Genomic DNA, 20,292 nt, shown 5'->3' with positions numbered 1-20,292 from the left:
TTGATACAATGTTGCATTTTAACCAATTGCTTAATTTATGGCAAAATCTAAGCATACAATTCGTATTATTTCAGGAACACATCGGAGTCGCAGGATTCCTGTTCTTGAGAAAGAAGGATTGCGACCAACCGGAGATCGCTTGCGTGAGACCTTGTTTAACTGGTTACAAATGAAATTGCCGGGCAGAACTGTTTGGGACATTTGTGCAGGGACAGGAGCTTTAGGTTTCGAAGCGGCTTCCAGAGGAGCGAAACAGGTAAATTTGATCGAAATGGACATTCAAGTATCCAGGCAACTCAATAAAATCACTCAAGAATTTGCTTTTGAAAACATACAGGTTTTCAATCAATCTGCGCAGTCTTTTTTGCAGAATACAACTGAAACTACGGATATTATATTTCTCGATCCGCCTTTTGCCAATGATTTAATAGACGAACTAACCAATCTGAGCTTGCCAAAAATTAATGATGGAGGTTTGCTGTATCGTGAATTTGGAATCAATCAGGAAGTGATGAATTTACCGGAGAATTGGGAATTATTACGCACAAAGTCAGCCGGGCAGGTTAAAATTGAGCTCTGGCAAAAACAAAATACGGGGAAAACTAATGCCTGAAAAACCTTTAATTGCTGTCTATCCGGGAACATTTGATCCAATTACCAACGGTCACTCGGATTTGGTGAAACGTGCCTGTGAAGTTTATGACACACTGATTGTCGCTGTTGCTGATTCAACCGGAAAAGGGCCAACATTTAGCCTTCAGGATCGTATTGATATGGCAAATGAAGTTTTAAAGCCATACAAGAATGTTAAGGTTATGGGCTTTGATGTGTTGTTGGCTGACTTTGTAAAACAAGTCAATGCCAAAGTCATTCTGCGTGGACTGCGAGCGGTTTCGGATTTTGAGTACGAATTTCAACTTGCCAGTATGAACCGCCGTTTGATCCCCAATGTGGAAACTATGTTTCTGACACCGGCGGAGCAATACAGTTTTATTTCTTCATCATTGGTGAAAGAAATCTCCAAACTCGATGGAGACGTTTCCGGCTTTGTTAACCCGCTGGTGCAAACAGCTTTGAAAGCCAAGTGGAAAGAACTGAAAAAGTAAACTGGTTCACCATAAAGAACATGAAGTTCATGAAGGATTACTCAATTAGTTCTTCAAGTCCTACATGCACTTCATGGTAGAAAAAATTAAATAATTCGTAGTTACTCCCAACCACCAAATTTCAGATGGCGCATGGATGAACCATCATTTTTAATTTCTTTCAAGGCATCAATGCCGATTTTGATATGGTCATCAACATAGGATTTGGAAACCTGATTGTCACTTTTTTCAGTTTTCACGCCTTCAGGAATCATTGGTTGATCCGTGACCAATAATAAGGCACCTGTTGGAATTTGGTTGACAAAACCGGTGGAAAAAATCGTTGCAGTTTCCATATCAATCGCCATAGCACGACATTTTCGCAAATAATTTTTGAATTCCTCATCGTGTTCCCAAACCCGACGATTGGTGGTGAAAACCGTTCCTGTCCAATAATCTTTATCGTAATCAGCAATAGTAGCGGAAACCGCTTTTTGCAATTTGAACGATGGTAATGCAGGAACTTCCGGGGGTAAATAGTCGTTGGATGTTCCTTCGCCACGAATTCCGGCCAATGGCAGAATCAAATCACCGAGATTATTTTTCTTTTTTAAACCACCACATTTTCCCAAAAATAATACGGCTTTGGGCTGAATCGCACTGAGCAAATCCATCACCGTGGCGGCATTCGCAGAACCCATGCCAAAATTAATGATTGAAATGCCATCATGTGTGGCATTGCTCATAGGACGGTTTTCACCCTGAATTTCTGCTCCGGTGTGTTTGCAGAACCGGTAAACATAATCGGAAAAGTTGGTGAGCAAAATGTACTTGCCAAAATCTTTGAGCTCCGTTCCTGTGTATCTTGGCAGCCAGTTTGAAACAATTTCTTCTTTTGTTATCATTATTTTTTCTCCTTGTTTGAAATTGCCGGGGGATTTTACAGTTTTTTGAGGAAAACTGCAAAAAACTTAATGCTTAGCTTCTGATAAGTATGAACAGTTCCTCTAAAAGACAGGTCTGAAATTAAATTTCTAATTGATTCAAATACTCAGCAATCTCTGCTGAATAATTTTCTTCATCGACCAAGAATGCATCGTGGCCTTGAATGGAGTCGGTGATTTTGAGTGTGGAATTGCAGCCGGTTTTCGACAATAATTCGGCAATTTCTTTTTGTTGGTGAGAAGGGAATAGCAAGTCGGTTTTTGCTCCCATAACTAAAGCGGATTGTAATTCAACATTTTTGAATGGGTTGCATCGGTCGGTTTTTGCATAATCAAAAGCATCAAACCAGTCCATTGCCCGTGATAGATAGATATAGCTCATAGGGTCAAATTTGTGGATAAAGTTTTCTGCATGATACTCTAAATAACTTTCAACAGGAAATTCGATACCAAAAGGTTTGTGCGGTCGTTGGCGGAGTTTTCTGGGGAAACGGTCTTTCCATTCTAGTCCTGAACGATATGATAGCATTCCAAGTTTGCGGGCTTGTTTCATCCCTTTGGTTGGCCATTCATCGCTGGAATAATTGCCATTGTTAAAGTTTTCATCCAGTAAAATTGCCTCGCGTTGCAGCGATCTTATGGCAGTACTTAGAGGTTCGGAATGGCAACCGGCTGCTATGTTAATCATGTGTCGAGTGCATTGTGGATGCTGTAATATCAATGCCAAAGACGACATACCTCCCATCGAGGGTCCAATCACACATGCCAGTTGCGATATTCCTAGTGATTGAATTGCTGAAAGCGCTGAGTTGGCAATATCTTCCAGAGTCAGATCAGGAAATGTGAATTTATAAGCCTGTTTGGTATAAGGATTTGGTGAACACGGCCCTGTTGAGCCTTTGCAACTGCCTAGGGAACTGGCACAAAATACAAACCATTTATCCGTATCAATCGCTTTTCCGGGGCCAATCATGTATTCCCACCAACCGGCTGTGTCTTTTTCATTGTGGCTGGCCGCGTGCGAGTCGGCTGATAAACCGGTGAGAATCAAAATGGCATTTGACTTGTCTTCGTTGAGTTGCCCCCAGGTTTCGTAAGCGAGAATTCCCTGATTGATTTCTCCACCATGACGCATCTGAAAACCATTCAAGTGAAAAATTTTAAGATGATTTGCCATAGATTGTTTTTTAAGAATCGATTCAGTATGCTTTACAATAAAAAAGCGACATAGAAACTGTCGCTTTTTCAGTGACTTTTGGTATTTTATGCGAAATCAGATTGTATTTCTATATCTTCTTATCCAAATGGACAGGGTGAAGAAGACTGCAAAGAAAATAGCACCATAAACAATCTTAGTACCAAACATCGAATTTATCATTCCGTCAGTGATTGCATTAATGGTTGAGCCATCTTCTATTTCAAAACGAAACTTTTCTCCTTTCCAATCAGTTGATGCATATGGAAACAAACCGTGTGATAAATATCTCAAAGGCTCTTTAAACATACTCCAATCAGTAAATTTGAAAGTCAGTATATTTATCCAATACCAGATTGCACTCACAAGCAATGGTATTAGTACAGCAAATAAAAATGGTCTCCTTTTGCTGACAGCAGAACTAAACATTAACCAACCATAAACCGGCAATCCCCAAAGCATCTTGGCAACAATTCCAAGAAACAGAAGTTTAAAAGTTGCAAAATAGTTCATTGGTATCCACACTAGTTTTATGGGGTTGAGCCCGTGAATCATCAAAATAATAGAGAATAATATCATTTCAGCAAAAAATACAATGACGTAAATCCCCATAAAAACCAATGGTGCAAAGAGTAAAGCTGTTAAAAGTTTTGATGATACTGTTAGTGCATCGCTGACCGGTAATGATTTCCAGAATAAAATACTTTGATCTTTGCGGTCATCAAATAACGAACCTAGAAGATAAAAGAAAATGATGAAAAATAAAATCATGAAATACAAAGTGGAGCTTGATAACACTTGCATATCCCAAAAGATTCCTAATTTTCCAGACTCAATACTTGCTAACTCCAAAACTCCATCCTTTAGTATTTCGTCACTACCTGTTTTCTTGGAAAGAACCAATGTAGTAATATAAGCACCTATTGTTAAAACCAAGAATACAATCCCAACAATAATTGGTGTCTTGACAAAAGCCCCGCGATTTTCCCAGAATTCTCTTCTGACCAATGCTTTCATTGTTTTAATCATGATAAACCTCCATCTTTCAGCAACGCCACAAAGAGATCAGCCACTCCCGGTCTTTGCACTTCACCTAAAGCGGATAACTCACCACGATTGACATTTTTAAACAGCATGACATATTTTCCGAATATTTTTCTCACAGTTAATGGGTTGAAACTCATTCCATCTTCATAGTTCTCGGATGGCATCATGACTTCCAGATAATCGGCTGTCAGTTCTTCCATGCTGGAATCAAGAACAATTTTTCCGTCTTTGATAAATAACAAGTCTGTCAAAATGTGTTCCACTTCTTCGACTTGATGAGTGGTGATGATGATTGTTCTCTCATGATCAAAATAATCATTGAGAAGATTATCGTAAAACTCTTTACGATAAATGATATCCAGACCTAGGGTTGGTTCATCGAGAACCAGAAGTTTGGCTTCAATCGACATAACGATTGCCAGATGCAATTGTACCACCATGCCTTTGGACATAGACTTTACTTTCTGGTTGTTCTTAATTTTAGTTGACTTAAGAAAACCTTCCGCTTTTTCTCTGGAAAACTTAGCGTGTGTTTGTTCAACAAAATCAAGCAACTCGCAAACCTTAATCCAGTCCGGTAAAACAGCAACATCCGCAATAAAACAAATGTCTTCCATCAACTGAGCTCTTTGCTTAAAAGGGTTCAACCCCATAATTTGCAAATCACCATCGTAAGATGTTAAGCCAAGTAATGATTTCAATAAAGTGGTTTTCCCCGCGCCATTTGGCCCAATCAGACCAACAATTTTCCCCTTTCCAATATTAATGTTTACATTGTCCAGTGCTTTGAATTTACCATAGTTTTTTGATAAACCGACTGCATTGACAATGTCTTGTGATGCAATTGTCATTTATTTTCCCCTGCAACTTCTTTTAAAGATGAAATAAGTGTGTTGATATTTATTCCAAGATTTTTTATTCGTAATTCGATTTGTGGCCATTCCACTTTAAGAAAGTGTTCCTGATCCGATTTCATGAGTTGTTCTCTGGCATTCTCGATAACGAACATCCCAAGTCCGCGTTTTTTTTCAACCAGCCCTTCATCAACTAAATGCTGCCATGCTTTCGACACAGTGATTGGATTGAGTTGGTAGTCAGCAGCAACCTGTCGCACCGATGGCAAAGCTTCGTTTTCTTTTAAGTCACCAATCAAAATCATATTGCGGATTTGATCTCGCAATTGCAGATAGATTGGTTCCTTGTCATTCCACTGAAAGCTCATTGAGTTTATCCTTTCAATAAAGTTTTAGGAATTAATAAACGAATGGATTTGCCAATACCAATGGAGTCTTCAGTTTTGACTTCAATATTCAAAATGTGTTTTTCCTGAATTTCAGTTTTTGAACTTCCGTAAGCCAAATCCGTCACTCCCCAACAAACTCCCAAAGTCGATAAAATCGAAAGGCTGAAGAAACCGACAACAGTTAATATTTGATTCGCTTGTGTTTTCATAGTTTTCACTTTGTGTGTATTACGGTGTTCTACTTTAGTATAACACTAAAACTATTGCAAGAGTTTTTTATCTAATTTCTTTGATTTTATCGAATTTGTGGTTTAATATATTTTCAACAATTTGTTAATAACGAGGGCAACGCTATGAATTTAAAGAAAAATATTGCTTTAAGCAGTTTATTGATGGTTTCATTGTCGGTTTCAGTCAATGCCGCTGACATTGAAGAAGGAGAATCTCTCTATCAGAATGATTGTGTCGCCTGTCATGATAGTTCTGTATTCACACGTCCGGCAGAAGAACGTAAAGTGAATGATTTGGAAGCCTTGAAAAAGCAAGTTCATCGTTGCGTGATGATGACCGAACTGGGTTGGTTTGAAGAAGATGAAGAAAACGTTGTTGAATATCTGAATACCAACTACTACAAATTCAAAAAAGTAGAATAAGTCTCTTTTTAAGCTAAACTTCTCAAAACACCGATTTGTGAAATCAACTCGGTGTTTTTTTGTAAGTAGAATAAACTCGCCTTTTGTAAAGCTTAATCTCAACAAAATAGCCCCAATGTCCAGAGAAAATATGTTAGAATCATAGGGATTTTCACTTTATGAAATGTCAATATTTTTTAAATCCAATTTAGGGGACAATTTAATGAATAATAAAATAAAAAGATTTCGCCCTGCAAATCTGATTCAAAGAGGAATTTTAATCAGTGCTATGGGACTTTCGTTTTCAAGCGGTGTTCTGGCAGGAGATGCAGTACCACTCAATGGTTTGATGAACCCGGCTGAGGTGATGTATCCAGAGACATCAATTCCTACCATAAAAACATCATCTTTGGCTGATATGGCTTTTATGAATGGCTATCAGCATGCAAAAGACAGATTGTTTCAGATGGACTATACCAGAAGACTGGCAAATGGTACGGTGGCTGAACTAGTCGGTTCAGCAGGTTTATCAGCAGACATTCAGTTAAGAACAATTGGTTTTTCCAGAGCTGCTATCAGAAGTTATATGGAAGCATCTGATGAGATGAAGGTGATACTTCGTTCTTACGCTAATGGTGTGAATGCATGGTTAGCTGAAAATCCATTACCAATTGAATACGCAGGTCTGGAACTCACATCTGTCGAACGCTGGTCACCGTTAGATTCTTTGGCAATTGTTAAATTACTAGCGTTTGATTTATCAAATGATTTAGAAGAGGTGGACTGGACCATTGCTTTGGGAACATTCCAACAGGTTGGAGCATTAGCCGGTTTTGATGGTACGGCTTTGTTTATGGAAGATTTGTATCGTTCAGCACCACCGGATGACCGTGTGACTGTTCCGGGATTTTTAGAATCTATTGGCGGAGCGATTTTGTCAGGTAACAAAAAGATGGATACGAAAAATTTCACACAGTATTCTGAAACTGACATCAATCTGGCGAAGCAGATTTTCAACACCTGGACGAACGACAATCATTTGAAAAAACTGAAAAATGATGGCACCTTTGATAAAGGCTCGAATGTCTGGGCGGTTTCTGGTTCTAACACTGAAAGCGGTTATCCTTTGGTTGCCAATGATCCGCACTTAAGCCTCAATTATCCGTCTGTTTTTTACCCGATTCATTTATATGCTGAAGGTGAGTTTAATGCTGCCGGTGTTGGTTTCCCAGGTGCTCCTGCGATTGCACAAGGTTGTAACCAGTATTTGTGTTGGGGAAGTACGGTTCACCCGGTTGATGAAACCGATTTTTACTTTGAAGATATTAAAACTAATATTTTCGGCTTGCCGACTCATACTGTTTATCAAGGTCAGGAAGAACCTATTGAGTGGATTTTCCAAGTCTATTATGCCAACCAAATTGGAGATGGTGTGATGGATAATGTTGAAGACCAACATATTGGTTATGACGCCGGTGGAATCACATTTGTAGTTCCAAGAAGAAGCAATGGTCCGATTTTGAGTATTGATTCAGAGAATAATCGTGCAGTTTCCATGCAGTTTACCGGATTTGAGGCAACTCATGAACTGGAAGCCTTTTTAGACATGGCAAGAGCTCGTGATATTCATGAGTTCCGTGATGCCACAACTAAATTTGATGTTGGTTCGCAGAACTTTGGTGTAGCGGATATTTATGGAAATATTGCCTATTATACCGGTGCAGAAGTACCAATTCGCGAAGATTTACAAACGCTAATGGCTCCTGATGGAGCTCCGCCAATGTTTATCCGTGATGGATCAGGAAATCATTTGAATGAGTGGTTGGCTGTTGATAACCCGCAACCGAATCAAGCATCAAAATATGAAATTATTCCTGAAGCGGAAATGCCTCATTGGGAAAACCCAGAAAGAGGTTGGTTTGGTAATGCAAACAATGATCCAATCGGGGTTTCACTAGATAACAATGTTCTGAACCAACTGCGTCCGGGTGGTGGTTTGTATTACATCTCTCAAGGCGGTTATTCAACCTATCGTATGGGCCGTTTGGATCGTTTGATGGAAAATGCTATGGCCGATGGTGGAAAAGTTGATTCGTTTGATATGAAAATGTGGCAAGCGAATAATCAGTCCATGGATGCTGAGTTAATTGTTCCACATATTTTAAATGCGTTTAATAATGCAAGCAGCAATGATGCATGGCCGGGAATCCAACAGTTCTTAGCAGACCCAAGAGTTTTATCCAGTATCGAAAAACTAAGCATGTGGGATTATTCAATGCCTACAGGGTTGGCAGAGGGTTATGATCCTTTTGAAAATCCATTTGCTTTGAGCGAACCAAGTGAAACTGAAATCAATAACTCAGTTGCTGCAACGATTTATTCTGCATGGCGTTCAATGGCTGTACAAAATACCATTGATGCAACGATTAAAGGATATGATGCTGCAATTGGGCAGGATTTGCTTGCTCCGCAATTACCTGGCAGCAAATATGCTTTTAACGGATTTAAGAACTTACTCGATAACTTTGATACCAATCAAGGTTATGGTGCATCAGGTATCAACTTCTTCACCAATCCACAAGCACCAACTCGCGAAGATGCTCGTGATTATGTCCTATTAGGAAGTCTGGTTCAGGCATTGAATATGCTGGCGAGTGATGATTTTGCACCAGCATTTGCAAACTCTACAAACATTATGGATTATCGTTGGGGTAAACTGCATCGAATTAGTTTCGATCACACTTTGGGAGATAGTTTATCTGTGCCAAACGGTTTGTTTGGTTTCAGCACAGTTGATGGTTTGAGAGGTGTTCCAAGATCTGGTGGTTATCAGGTTCTGGATGCTTCCAGTCATAGTATCCGAGCGGATGGTTTGAACGAGTTTATGTACAATCACGGTCCTGCAAGACGTTTTGTCGGCGAAATGACACCAATGGGCCCAATCATGGATCAAGTTATACCGGGTGGTCAGAGTGGAGACATCACCACAGGTGTGTATTATGTCAATCAATTGTTCTCCTATCTGGTGAATTCCTATTTACCATTGTTAATTGATATTGACATCATTGATGCCATAGCCGTTGACAGAGAGAATTTTTCACCATAGTTTTGTTGTAATAGCAATTATGCTCAAACCTGCAAGATGAAAATTTTGCAGGTTTTTTATTTTATGAGGTCAAATAAATCAACTGCTTGCATTTATAAGAATTAGCACCATAATTAGAGTGTAGCTTTAGGTTAATAATTTTTCAAAATGAACAAACAATATTTGCATACAATAAAAAACAAACTGACGCTGGTTCGTTTGGTTTTTGTTATTGCTGCTGTTTGTGCCATTCAATTTCAAACATCACAACATCAAATTCAGCATCTGTTTGATTACAATGACATTGCCTGTGTGCAATGTATTGTGACCCCAAATGCTTTTACGGATATTGCTTTTGAGGTTGAGATTTTTATTGACTCAGAAAGTTACAATACATTTTTCCAAGAAATTGAAACTGAAGGTATTGTTTCCTTTAGTTTTTACCAATCTCGTGCCCCTCCTGTGTTGATTTCATAACAATCAGACACAACTACAACATGTGCTGATTGTTAGTCATTAGTTAATAAATTAAAAATTAAATCAATGAAGAACAGGAAAACACATGAACACAAAAAATTTATTATTTGTATTGGCTGTATCCGGTAGTTTTGCCGATGCAGCAACAGTGAAAGGCACAATCAGTGACAATGGTTCACCTTTATCAGGGGTTGAAATTGTCATCCCAACAGAAGAAAAATCCACAATTTCCGATGAAACCGGAAATTTCACATTTGAGAATCTTGAATACGGTAAATATCTAGTCGATATCAAAGGCTCAAGAGAATCTCATTACAATATCAATATCAATTTTCAGGAAAACCAACCTGTTGTTATTGAACTCAGCAACCTCGATTATGAAGAAATTGTCGTCACAGCGAATCCTTTAGAACATAATGTTCTTAAAATGACAACTCCTGCAACGATTTTGAGCGAAGAACAACTGATTATGGATCGTTCTTTGAGCATGGAGCAAACCCTAAATAAAGTGACGGGCGTTAATTCAGGTAGTTTTGGTGCAGGTTCTGGACAGATTGTAATTCGCGGGCAGCAAGGTCCCAGAGTGAGCGTTTTAAGTAACAATATTGCACTTCAAGATGCAGCGACTGTGAGTCCTGATCACTGGATTAGTTCCGAAGCATTGCTTGCTAAACAAGTTGAAGTTTTAAAAGGCCCGGCAACTCTGCTTTATGGCGGTGGAGCTGTTGGTGGTGTGGTGAATGTTTTGGATGAAATCATTGCGACCACCGATTTTGATGGTATCAACGGTGGTGTCGAATTCAGAGCATCTGATAGCACTATGAAAGAACGTGCCGGTGTTTTAAGTCTCAATTCCGCTTTGAGTGAAAACTTAATGTCCCATTTTAGTTATTTTGATTTATCCACAGGAGATTATCAAATCCCATCCAATGCCGAGTCCGAAATTCTTCACGAAGCTGAAGGGCATGAGGAGGAAATGGATAAAGAATTTAGTGGTGTGCTGGAAAATACTTCAGTTAGAGCCGATGGATATAATGTTGGGTTTTCATTGTTCAATGACAATGGATACTGGGGAATCTCTTATTCAGATTTGAACCGTAATTATGGAATTCCGGGACATGCTCATGAACATGAAGAAGAAGGTGATGACCATGAAGGTGGTGACGAACATGATGAAGAAGTGGTTCGAATTGATATGCAAAAGTCAATTTTGAACATCAAAGGCAAGCACGATTTTTCACAATCAGAATTTTTCAAATCACTGAAAACACATTATTCGGATACTGATTATCAACATGCTGAACTGGAAGGAGAAGAAATCGGAACGGTTTTTTCCAATGAGGCACAGGAGCTAAGAATGGAGCTGACTCATGGAAGTTTGGCGGATCTTTCAGGCGTGTTCGGATTTCAGTATTCCAACCGTGATTTCTCAGCTTTGGGAGACGAGGCATTTATCATTCCTTCACAAACAAAAAATTACAGCATTTTTGCAATTGATGAACGTGAATTTGATAACTGGCATGGGGAATTCGGCTTACGCTATGACAAGCAGGAAATCAAAACCGAAATTCAGTCAACCATTAAAGAGGATGCTTTGAGTGCATCACTCGGAGCTACTTTCAATTTAACTGACAACTGGACATTTCCGGTCAACTTAACATCAGCTCAAAGATTACCAACTGCTGAAGAATTATTCTCAAACCAATCAGGAGCATCTGAACTGATTCCGCATTTGGCAACCAATACCATCGAAATCGGCAACCCTGATTTGAAAGCAGAAACTGCAAACAACTTTGATATTGGGCTCCGTTACCGAAACAATGACTTCACTTTTAACTTGGCTTTATTTTACAACCGTATTGATGATTATATTTTCTTACAAGAAACCGGTGATGGAGTAGAAGAGGTTCCGGTGTTTATTTATCAACAGCAAAAAGCTACTTTTAAAGGATTTGAAGCAGATGTATCGTACAAACATAACGATAACTATGGAAACAATTGGAGTTACCGATTATTTACCGACAAAACATTAGCAAAATTGAATGATGGCAGCAACGTTCCACGCATTCCACCGGCACGAATTGGTGGTGAAATTGGTATGCTCAGAGGTGATTGGGCGTTCAACCTGGATTATACTCATGCGATGTCTCAACATAAGCTGGCAGAATATGAATTGCCTACTGAGAGTTATGATGATTTAAATCTAACAATCAACCGTGTTTTCGAAGGTGAAAGATTCAGTTCGCTGGCGTTTGTCAAAGTACAAAATTTATTGGATAATGAAATTCGCGAACATGCCTCTTTCATCAAGGATATTGCACCAAAACCCGGACGTAGCATTATTGCCGGTTTAAGAATGACATTCTAGGTTTTTAATATGAAGATTCACCAAATCTATACAGACAGCAGATTACGAAATTTCACTTATATTATTGAAACATCTCAATTGAATGCTTATGTCATCGACCCCTGGAATGATGATTTGGTGAATCAGGTTCTTAATGAAAATCAATTGAATTTGATTGCGGTTATAAACACCCATGAGCATTGGGATCACACTCAGGGGAATGCTGCATTGGTGGAACAACATCAATGTGAAGTTTGGGCTCATGAGAATGGTAAGGGCAAAATTCCACAATTGAGCCGAACTTTCAAAGGTGGAGAAGTCATTGAATTGAGCAAAGATGTGATTTTGGAAATTCTTGATACACCCGGACATTCTCTTGCTCATTTGTGTTTTGTTCTGTATGAAAACTCAAAAGCTCAATGTGTTTTTAGCGGTGATATTCTATTTAATGCCGGAGTTGGAAATTGTCATAATGGTGGCAATGTTGAGGATTTATACACAACGATTCGTGATAGATTATCTACTCTGAATGATGATGTTGTCGTTTATCCGGGTCATGATTATTTGGAAAACAATCTTAATTTTACTTTGAATCGAGAACCATCTAACCAAGTTGCGAAGCAATGGTTACAAAAGTGTCAACATAACGATGTTTTTAATAACCCTTTAACCACCACGATTGCCGATGAGAAAGAAATCAATACTTTCTTACGACTGGATAGTGATGAAATCGTTAAAAACTTACCGATAAAATGTGAAACTGAAAAGCAGGTTTTTGTCACACTCAGATCTTTGCGTGATAAGTGGTAAATTTTCGGAAATGTGTTTTTTCCTTTCTGGTTCTTCTCAGTAAAGTAACTTATAATGTAGCGTTTTAAAATCAACTTAATCAATGCACTTTCTGGTAAGTAACGACGACGGAATTCAGGCAAAAGGAATAAAAGCACTCGCAGCTGCATTACAATCTCTTGGTAAAGTAACAGTTTATGCGCCCAACCGAGATCGCTCAGGAGCAAGTAACTCTCTCACACTCGATCGTCCGGTTAGAATTAGCAAGGCTGAGGAAAATTGGTATTCAGTTGCCGGAACACCGACAGATTGTGTGCACATGGCATTGACAGGTCTCATGAAAGAAGAGCCAGATATGGTTGTTTCAGGAATCAATGATGCCGCCAATCTCGGTGATGATGTGATTTATTCAGGAACTGTTGCTGCTGCAATTGAAGGTCGATACTTGGGTTTGCCAGCGGTGGCTTTCTCTTTGGCTTTTGAACATAATAAAGATAGACACAGGTATTTTGATACGGCTCAGTATTTCGTTCAGAAAATCATCACTCATTTGCAAAGCAATCCACTTCCGAAAGATACAATTTTAAATATTAATTTCCCGAATTTACCATTGGAAAAAGTTAAAGGCATTAAAGTCACTCGCTTTGGTAATCGACACAAAGCAGAAAATACTGTCAAAGACACTGATCCCCGAGGTCGGAAAATTTATTGGATTGGCGTTGCCGGTCCTGAAGCTGATGCCGGAGAAGGAACCGATTTTCATGCCATCAACCAAGGTTATGTATCTATAACGCCGATGCAGGTTGATATGACGAAATATTCGCTCATGGATGAATTGAAGCAGTGGAGTGAAAAAATCGTATGAACACCGCTTCCGGCATTGGCATGACATCTCAGAGAACCCGTAATCGCATGGTTGAGCGTCTGCGAGAAAAGGGCATCAGCAATGAAGATGTTTTGAAAGCCATGTCGATTGTTCCACGTCATATTTTTATGGACGAGGCTCTTGCTCATAAGGCTTACGAAGATACCGCCTTGCCAATAAAATTCGGACAGACGATTTCCCAACCTTGGGTGGTTGCCAAAATGACCGAAATTCTGATTGAAAACCAACCCGAAAAAGTTTTGGAAATCGGTACCGGTTCAGGTTATCAAGCTGCAGTTTTATCACGATTGATTAAACAGGTTTTCAGCGTTGAAAGAATTGATGAACTGACAAAAGTTGCCAGAAAGCGTTTTATTCAGGTGGGTTATCGGAATATTCGCACCAAAACCGGTGATGGCTTTGACGGTTGGCAGAGTGAGGCTCCGTTTGATGCCATCATTGTTACAGCCGCTCCTCCACAAATTCCTGAAAAGTTAGTCTCCCAATTGAAAGAAAACGGAGTGATGATTCTTCCGGTTGGAGATGACAAGAAACAAAACCTGATTAAAGTGACAAAAACAGCAAATGGCTATACCGAAGAGACTATCAGTGCAGTCATGTTTGTTCCGTTTTTGCAAGGAACTGTGCGCAAATGAAAACTGCATTATTTACAGTTTTCATTAGTATTTTAGTTCTCAGTTCCTGCTCGAAACATAAACCGGCTCCGGTCTCTGATGCATACGGAAACAATAAAAGAGCACAAAGCCATATCCGTCATTCCAGTCAGAAAAAATATAACAAAAAATTTGTAACGGTAAAAAAAGGAGATACTTTATATTCCATAGGTTTCCGAAATGAAATAGATTACAAAACCTTGGCAGCAATCAATAATATTAAATCACCTTATAGAATCTTCCCAGGACAAAGAATCAAATTGTCGGGTAAAGTTGCTCAAACCTCTTCACAAAAGAAACCGCAAACAACCAACAATAAAAAACCGCTAAGCACAACACCAAATGTCGCTCAACAAACCACCAAAACTCCGGTGAAACAGCCCATAGAACAACCTATAAAACAACCAATTTCTAATCCACCGAACAATAAACCAAATAATACAACAAGTACAACAACAAAACCTGTGGTTTACCAAGAACCACCGCTTCCGACTTCAAACAGCCAATGGATTTGGCCAATAAAAGGCAAGGTGATTAAAACATTCTTAGCCAGTGATGTTTCCAGAAAAGGCATTGATATTGCCGCTGCACTTAACCAATCGGTTCTGGCATCCAACAGTGGAACAGTTGTCTATAGCGGTGACGGATTGCGAGGTTATGGTGAGCTGATAATTATCAAGCATGAAAACAATCTTTTAAGTGCTTATGCACATAATTCCAAGCGCTTGGTGAAAGAAGGTGAAACGGTTAAACAAGGACAAGTCATTGCAAAAAGTGGAACAAATCCGAGTGGAACTGCTTTATTACACTTTGAAATCCGCAAGAATGGACAACCTGTCAATCCTCTGGGTTATTTACCAAAATAATTTTAGATTTCAGAGCTATTTCTTTTTGGCTTTTCGAGCTTCTTTTTTCTCTTCCCGAATGCGGTCATTTTCATCGGCTTGTTGAAGCTCTGTTTGAATATCTTCAGGTGTTTCAAGGCAGAAATTCCCGAGTTTGCCACTACGGTATTCATTTATCAGAATGCCAGAAACTTTCTGCAAATCAAGCATTCTGCCTGATTTTAAACAACCACGTTTGGCACCAATTTGCTCCAATAATGTGTATTCATCATCAGATAAATTCTGTAAATCGAAGCGTTCCTGTAAAACATGAGGATGATTGTGATACAAGTATCTGACAAAGTAAAAAGCCAAATCCTCGTAATTGATAGCTGTTTCTTTTATCGCGCCGGTAATAGCCAGTTTCAGTGCCCAGTTTTCATGGCGAATCCGAGGCCAGAGCATTCCCGGAGTATCAAATAAAACTATATCCTCAGAAATTTTAATGCGTTGTTGACCTTTGGTTACAGCGGGTTCGTTACCTGTTTTTGCAACGATGCGGTTTGCCAGAATATTGATGATGGTTGATTTGCCAACATTAGGGATTCCCATAATCATCGCCGAGATGAACTGATGCTCACCTTTATTCGGAGCAATTTTACGGCATAATTCATCAATAGTTTTAATTTTATCGGGTTCTGTGGAACTGAGCGCAATGGTTTTGATGTTTTCGTTTTGTTCCAGATGTTCCTGCCAGATTTTGACGGTTTCTTCATCGGCTAAATCCAGTTTGTTCAAAACTTTGATATTGGGTTTGTGTTCGGCAATTTCCGTCAACAATGGATTTTGGCTGCTGAAAGGGATACGGGCATCCAAAATTTCAATAACAACATCAACATCTGGTAATCGTTGTTTGATTTCTTTGCGGGCTTTATGCATGTGCCCGGGAAACCACTGGATAATCATTTATTCACTCCGCTTCAAAACCATTGGCAAAAATAATTGTGTCTTGTGTAAACACACGAACAGAATCATCGTGATAAGAAGCCGAAAGTATATCAGAAAGTCCGTCGCCATTCATGTCCGCTGCAAAAACAGATTGCAATCCGTTGGCATTATTGAAAATAGTTTCAGTAGAAAATTGCAGATTGCCATCATTTCTGAATAAACGGATGGTTTTATCGACTCCTGAGCCACTAATGATATCAAAATCACCGTCATTATCCATATCTTTCAAATCGACCGAATGAGCTGCATCCGCATTGTTGAATATGAGATGAGTGTTGAATTGCAAGTTACCAATATTTTCAAATAAACGAATGCTATCATCATCTTTTGAGGCTGAAACAATATCAATATCGCCATCACCATCCATATCCTCAGAGCGAACAAAATAGGCTCGGGTTGCCTGAGAAAATATCAAATGCTTGGTAAATTGCCCGCTTCCGTTGTTCTCATGCACTTCAATGCCATTGCCAAAATAAGTTGCAGCAATAATATCATTGTCATTGTCGTTATCAAGGTCATTAACGTGAACGGATATCACACCATCCGAAGTGTCGCTGACCAAATGAGGGATGAATTCTCCGTCAATTTGCTCAAACCAACGAATGGAATCATCCAAACTGGATGCTCCAACAACATTGAGCACTCCATCACCATTAATATCTGCTGCATAGATTCCCGATGCATTATTCGCATTGGTAAAAATAGATTTGCTCTTGAAACGTCCTTCTCCTAAATTCCGGTGCCACCAAAACGTATCATCCCAAGCACCGCTTGAGAGAACATCAATGTTTCCATCATTGTCCAAATCGACCGATACCAGTGTTCGTGCTCCATCGACATTTTCATAAATAATATGTTCGATATAATTGCCATTTTTATTTTCCAACCATCTGACCGTATCATCTTCAAACGAACAATTGGCAATATCCAAATCACCGTCATTATCAAAATCCGCTGCTGAAACTGATGTGGAATGTTCTGCAATTTTGCTGTAAGCGATTGTATCAATAAACGAATTGTTGATGTTTTTGAAGATTCGGATTTTTTTGTCAAAATAGGTTTCAGAAATAATGTCCCGAGTTCCGTCATTGTTGACATCATCAATAAAAACAGACACCAGTCCATCGAGATTATTGGAAATAATGTGTTCGCTGAACACAAATGAACCATCATTCTCAAACCAACGCATAATCCCGTCACTGGTGGAATTGCCCACAACATCCACATCGCCATCGCCATCCAAATCTGCAGCAGCAATATCATAAGGTCCGGTCGCGGAAAATGGCAAAGTATGATTGATAAAAACATTTCCTGTGTTTTCATGCCAGCGATAGACCGCATCTTCCGCCGCAGCCGAAAGAATATCCATATCGCCATCCTGATCCATATCTACCAAATTGACCGAACGGACATAAAGGGCATTATTCATTATTACTGAAACATTGAAACTTCCACTTCCATCACCGGTGAATAATCGAATGGTATCATCAGAGCTTGAAGCTGTAACAAAATCCAAATGATTGTCATTATTTATTTTTCCGGCTTTTATTTTTCTGATTCCTTCAATATTTGATCCAACTGTTTGTTGAGAAAATGTTCCGTCATTGTTCTGAATATGCAGATAGACGGCCTCTTTTTCAAAAGAACCGGAAACAACATCAGTCAGGCCATCACCGTTAAAATCTCCCACATCAATGGCTGTTGCAATCATGACCTGGTCACTGATAACATGCTCAATCCATTTAGAGGTTGTTGTATTTTCAAACCACCTCACTGAATTATCAAAATAGGATGCAACAATCACATCAGTATCGCCATCATTGTCCATATCGGCTGTTTTCAGAGCAATAGCTCCGGGTGCATTAGTGAAAATATAATGTTCTGAGTAGGATTGATTGTTTATATTTTCATACCAGCGCACATTCCCGTCATCAATTGAAATGGCAACCAAATCCTTGAGAGTATCATTATTGATGTGGGCTGTTACAACAGAAACAGGTCCATCCATAGAAGGTCCGAGAATGTCTTTTTCGACCAAATAGTTTGGTCTGCGTATAAATTTGCGCAGATAAATAAACAAACAATATTTAGGTATAATATCTTCATGATTACGAAAAATATATCATATTTGAATGGATTTCATCTTATTATTTAGCATTTATTGATAGATAGTTAATTGATAATGATAAAATGCCGACATGATTTACGATAAAGAATTTGATGTTATAGTTGTTGGTGGTGGCCATGCGGGTACAGAAGCTGCATTGGCGGCGGCTCGTATGGGTTCTAAAACACTGTTATTGACGCATAATATCGAAACCATTGGACAAATGAGCTGCAACCCGGCAATTGGCGGAATTGGTAAGGGACATCTTGTTAAAGAGATTGATGCCATGGGCGGAATTATGGCTCGTGCCACCGACCATGCCGGTATTCAGTGGCGAACTCTTAATTCCCGCAAAGGACCTGCGGTCCGTGCCACTCGTGCTCAATGCGACAGAGCTTTGTATAAGGCGTTTATTCGTAAATCGGTTGAAAACCAACCTAATCTGGAAATCTTTCAACAAGCGGTTGATGATTTAGTAATTGAAGATGGAAAGGTCACAGCCTGTATCACACAAATGGGCTTGATTTTTCTGCCAAAACGGTTGTTCTGACTGTTGGTACATTTCTGGATGGAAAAATACATATTGGACTTTCCAATCACCAAGGCGGAAGAGCCGGAGATCCGCCGGCAAAGGCATTGGCAGAAAAATTACGCAAACTTCCATTTCAGGTTGGGCGGTTAAAAACCGGAACACCAGCCCGAATCGATGGCAATAGTGTGGATTTTAGTGTTATGGAAGAACAACCGGGCGATGAAAAAATGCCGGTTTTTTCCTACATGGGCAAGCTCGAAGACCATCCGCAACAGGTTTCCTGCTATATCACCCACACCAACGAGCAAACTCATGAATTTATTCGTGGCGGTTTGGATCGTTCACCAATGTATTCAGGTGTGATTGAGGGAACAGGTCCAAGATATTGTCCGTCGATTGAAGATAAAATCATGCGTTTTGCCGACAAAAACTCGCATCAGATTTTTGTTGAACCCGAAGGTTTGCAAACTAACGAACTTTATCCCAATGGCATTTCAACCAGCTTACCATTTGATGTGCAGTTGAATTTTATTCGTTCCATTCGTGGCTTTGAAAATGCTTTTATCACCCGTCCAGGATATGCGATTGAGTACGATTATTTTGACCCCAGAGGATTAAAAGACACTCTGGAAACCAAATATGTTGAAGGATTGTTCTTTGCCGGGCAGATTAATGGCACAACCGGCTATGAAGAAGCTGGTGCTCAAGGTCTGATTGCTGGTATGAATGCTTCTCGTAAGGCAGCCGGTAAAGACGGCTGGTGTCCGACTCGTTCTGAAGCGTATATCGGCGTTTTAATTGATGATCTCATCACCAAAGGCACCAACGAGCCTTATCGGATGTTCACATCCCGTGCCGAGTATCGTTTATTGTTACGTGAAGATAATGCCGATATGCGACTCACTCCAAAAGCCCGTGAATTAGGCTTGGTTGATGATGAACGCTGGCAGTTTTTTACTAAGAAAAAAGCCAAGATTGATACCGAATTGCAATATTTACAATCAATTTGGTTAACACCACATAATGAACTGGGCAAAGCATTTGCCGGAAAATATCCCGAAATTCCCTTAACCAAGGAAGTCACGGTTTATGACTTGCTCAGACGCCCTGAAATGAATTACACCATGCTGGCTGAAATTCAAGGTTTAACCAACAATCTACAAGATGAAAAAGTTGTTGATCAGATAGAAATTCACGCCCAATATGCCGGATACATGGAACGTCAGCTTTTTGAGATCGAAAAATCCAAAGCACAGGAAAACAAATCGATTCCTGATAATTTCGATTATCAATCCGTCACAGGTCTGAGTGCCGAACTCACCGAAAAACTGATAAAAATCAAACCCCAAACTATCGGGCAAGCCACCCGTGTTCAAGGAATGACTCCAGCTGCCGTTTCGTTGTTATTGGTTCATTTGAAAAGGGTTGGCTGAAATAA

The 20,292-nt window shown here is 39.5% G+C and carries 18 protein-coding genes and 1 pseudogene; 11 read left to right on the top strand and 8 right to left on the bottom strand.

Going from position 1 to position 20,292, the window contains the following annotated elements:
• The first annotated feature begins 37 nt into the window (after positions 1-37).
• Positions 38-613 (top strand): 16S rRNA (guanine(966)-N(2))-methyltransferase RsmD, encoded by a 576-nt coding sequence (gene rsmD / locus R3F25_12220; protein MEZ5497568.1) that lies wholly within the window; start codon positions 38-40, stop codon positions 611-613.
• Positions 606-1,106 carry a pantetheine-phosphate adenylyltransferase gene (coaD, locus tag R3F25_12215; GenBank protein ID MEZ5497567.1) on the top strand — a complete coding sequence of 167 codons (501 nt, stop codon included), beginning with the start codon at positions 606-608 and terminating at the stop codon, positions 1,104-1,106. Before rsmD ends, coaD begins: the two co-directional genes overlap by 8 nt.
• Positions 1,107-1,207: 101 nt before the next feature.
• On the opposite strand, the gene R3F25_12210 is transcribed toward coaD, so the two are convergent.
• The 6 genes from R3F25_12210 to R3F25_12185 all read right to left on the bottom strand — a co-directional run bounded on the left by R3F25_12210 (position 1,208) and on the right by R3F25_12185 (position 5,723).
• A complete protein-coding gene (locus R3F25_12210) occupies positions 1,208-1,990 on the bottom strand; it encodes an AMP nucleosidase (protein ID MEZ5497566.1) in 783 nt (260 codons plus the stop codon).
• Positions 1,991-2,111: 121 nt separating this feature from the next.
• Positions 2,112-3,206, bottom strand: coding sequence for a homoserine O-acetyltransferase (locus R3F25_12205; GenBank protein ID MEZ5497565.1), 1,095 nt, complete (start codon positions 3,204-3,206; stop codon positions 2,112-2,114).
• Between the two features lie 96 nt (positions 3,207-3,302).
• Positions 3,303-4,253, bottom strand: coding sequence for a hypothetical protein (locus R3F25_12200; GenBank protein MEZ5497564.1), 951 nt, complete (start codon positions 4,251-4,253; stop codon positions 3,303-3,305).
• Positions 4,250-5,122, bottom strand: a complete 873-nt coding sequence (locus R3F25_12195) for an ABC transporter ATP-binding protein (GenBank protein ID MEZ5497563.1) — start codon at positions 5,120-5,122, stop codon at positions 4,250-4,252. The genes R3F25_12200 and R3F25_12195 overlap by 4 nt, the downstream gene beginning before the upstream one ends.
• Positions 5,119-5,493 (bottom strand): GntR family transcriptional regulator, encoded by a 375-nt coding sequence (locus tag R3F25_12190; GenBank protein ID MEZ5497562.1) that lies wholly within the window; start codon positions 5,491-5,493, stop codon positions 5,119-5,121. Before R3F25_12190 ends, R3F25_12195 begins: the two co-directional genes overlap by 4 nt.
• Before the next feature lie 5 nt (positions 5,494-5,498).
• Complete coding sequence (locus R3F25_12185) at positions 5,499-5,723, bottom strand: hypothetical protein (protein ID MEZ5497561.1); 225 nt, start codon at positions 5,721-5,723, stop codon at positions 5,499-5,501.
• Positions 5,724-5,867: 144 nt separating this feature from the next.
• On the opposite strand from R3F25_12185, the gene R3F25_12180 reads away from it, so the two are divergent.
• The 8 genes from R3F25_12180 (at position 5,868) to R3F25_12145 (ending at position 15,249) form a co-directional block, all read left to right on the top strand.
• The gene (locus R3F25_12180) at positions 5,868-6,167 is read left to right on the top strand and encodes a cytochrome c (GenBank protein MEZ5497560.1); all 300 of its coding nucleotides are present in this window, start codon (positions 5,868-5,870) and stop codon (positions 6,165-6,167) included.
• A gap of 202 nt (positions 6,168-6,369) precedes the next feature.
• Positions 6,370-9,252: a penicillin acylase family protein gene (locus tag R3F25_12175; protein ID MEZ5497559.1), complete on the top strand. Its 2,883-nt coding sequence runs from the start codon at positions 6,370-6,372 to the stop codon at positions 9,250-9,252.
• 147 nt (positions 9,253-9,399) lie between these two features.
• The gene (locus tag R3F25_12170; protein ID MEZ5497558.1) at positions 9,400-9,708 is read left to right on the top strand and encodes a hypothetical protein; all 309 of its coding nucleotides are present in this window, start codon (positions 9,400-9,402) and stop codon (positions 9,706-9,708) included.
• Positions 9,709-9,793: 85 nt separating this feature from the next.
• The gene (locus tag R3F25_12165) at positions 9,794-12,076 is read left to right on the top strand and encodes a TonB-dependent receptor (GenBank protein ID MEZ5497557.1); all 2,283 of its coding nucleotides are present in this window, start codon (positions 9,794-9,796) and stop codon (positions 12,074-12,076) included.
• Between the two features lie 9 nt (positions 12,077-12,085).
• Positions 12,086-12,865 carry a hydroxyacylglutathione hydrolase gene (locus tag R3F25_12160; protein ID MEZ5497556.1) on the top strand — a complete coding sequence of 260 codons (780 nt, stop codon included), beginning with the start codon at positions 12,086-12,088 and terminating at the stop codon, positions 12,863-12,865.
• Positions 12,866-12,947: 82 nt separating this feature from the next.
• Positions 12,948-13,709, top strand: a complete 762-nt coding sequence (gene surE, locus R3F25_12155; protein MEZ5497555.1) for a 5'/3'-nucleotidase SurE — start codon at positions 12,948-12,950, stop codon at positions 13,707-13,709.
• Entirely contained in the window at positions 13,706-14,365 is a 660-nt protein-coding gene (locus R3F25_12150) for a protein-L-isoaspartate(D-aspartate) O-methyltransferase (GenBank protein ID MEZ5497554.1), read from the top strand. Before surE ends, R3F25_12150 begins: the two co-directional genes overlap by 4 nt.
• Positions 14,362-15,249, top strand: coding sequence for a peptidoglycan DD-metalloendopeptidase family protein (locus tag R3F25_12145; protein MEZ5497553.1), 888 nt, complete (start codon positions 14,362-14,364; stop codon positions 15,247-15,249). Before R3F25_12150 ends, R3F25_12145 begins: the two co-directional genes overlap by 4 nt.
• Positions 15,250-15,264: 15 nt before the next feature.
• Here R3F25_12145 and ylqF read toward each other — a convergent pair whose 3' ends face one another.
• Both ylqF and R3F25_12135 read right to left on the bottom strand, forming a co-directional pair.
• Positions 15,265-16,173 carry a ribosome biogenesis GTPase YlqF gene (gene ylqF / locus R3F25_12140; protein ID MEZ5497552.1) on the bottom strand — a complete coding sequence of 303 codons (909 nt, stop codon included), beginning with the start codon at positions 16,171-16,173 and terminating at the stop codon, positions 15,265-15,267.
• Positions 16,174-16,177: 4 nt separating this feature from the next.
• Positions 16,178-18,253, bottom strand: a complete 2,076-nt coding sequence (locus tag R3F25_12135) for a VCBS repeat-containing protein (GenBank protein ID MEZ5497551.1) — start codon at positions 18,251-18,253, stop codon at positions 16,178-16,180.
• Between the two features lie 160 nt (positions 18,254-18,413).
• On the opposite strand from R3F25_12135, the pseudogene mnmG reads away from it, so the two are divergent.
• Positions 18,414-20,287, top strand: a pseudogene (gene mnmG, locus R3F25_12130) (tRNA uridine-5-carboxymethylaminomethyl(34) synthesis enzyme MnmG).
• Positions 20,288-20,292 lie beyond the last annotated feature (5 nt).

It is taken from the genome of Gammaproteobacteria bacterium (assembly GCA_041395445.1).
GTDB lineage: Bacteria > Pseudomonadota > Gammaproteobacteria > Xanthomonadales > Marinicellaceae > NORP309.
Note: the sequence above shows the minus strand (reverse complement) of the source record. Positions and strands in the feature narration are given on the sequence as shown.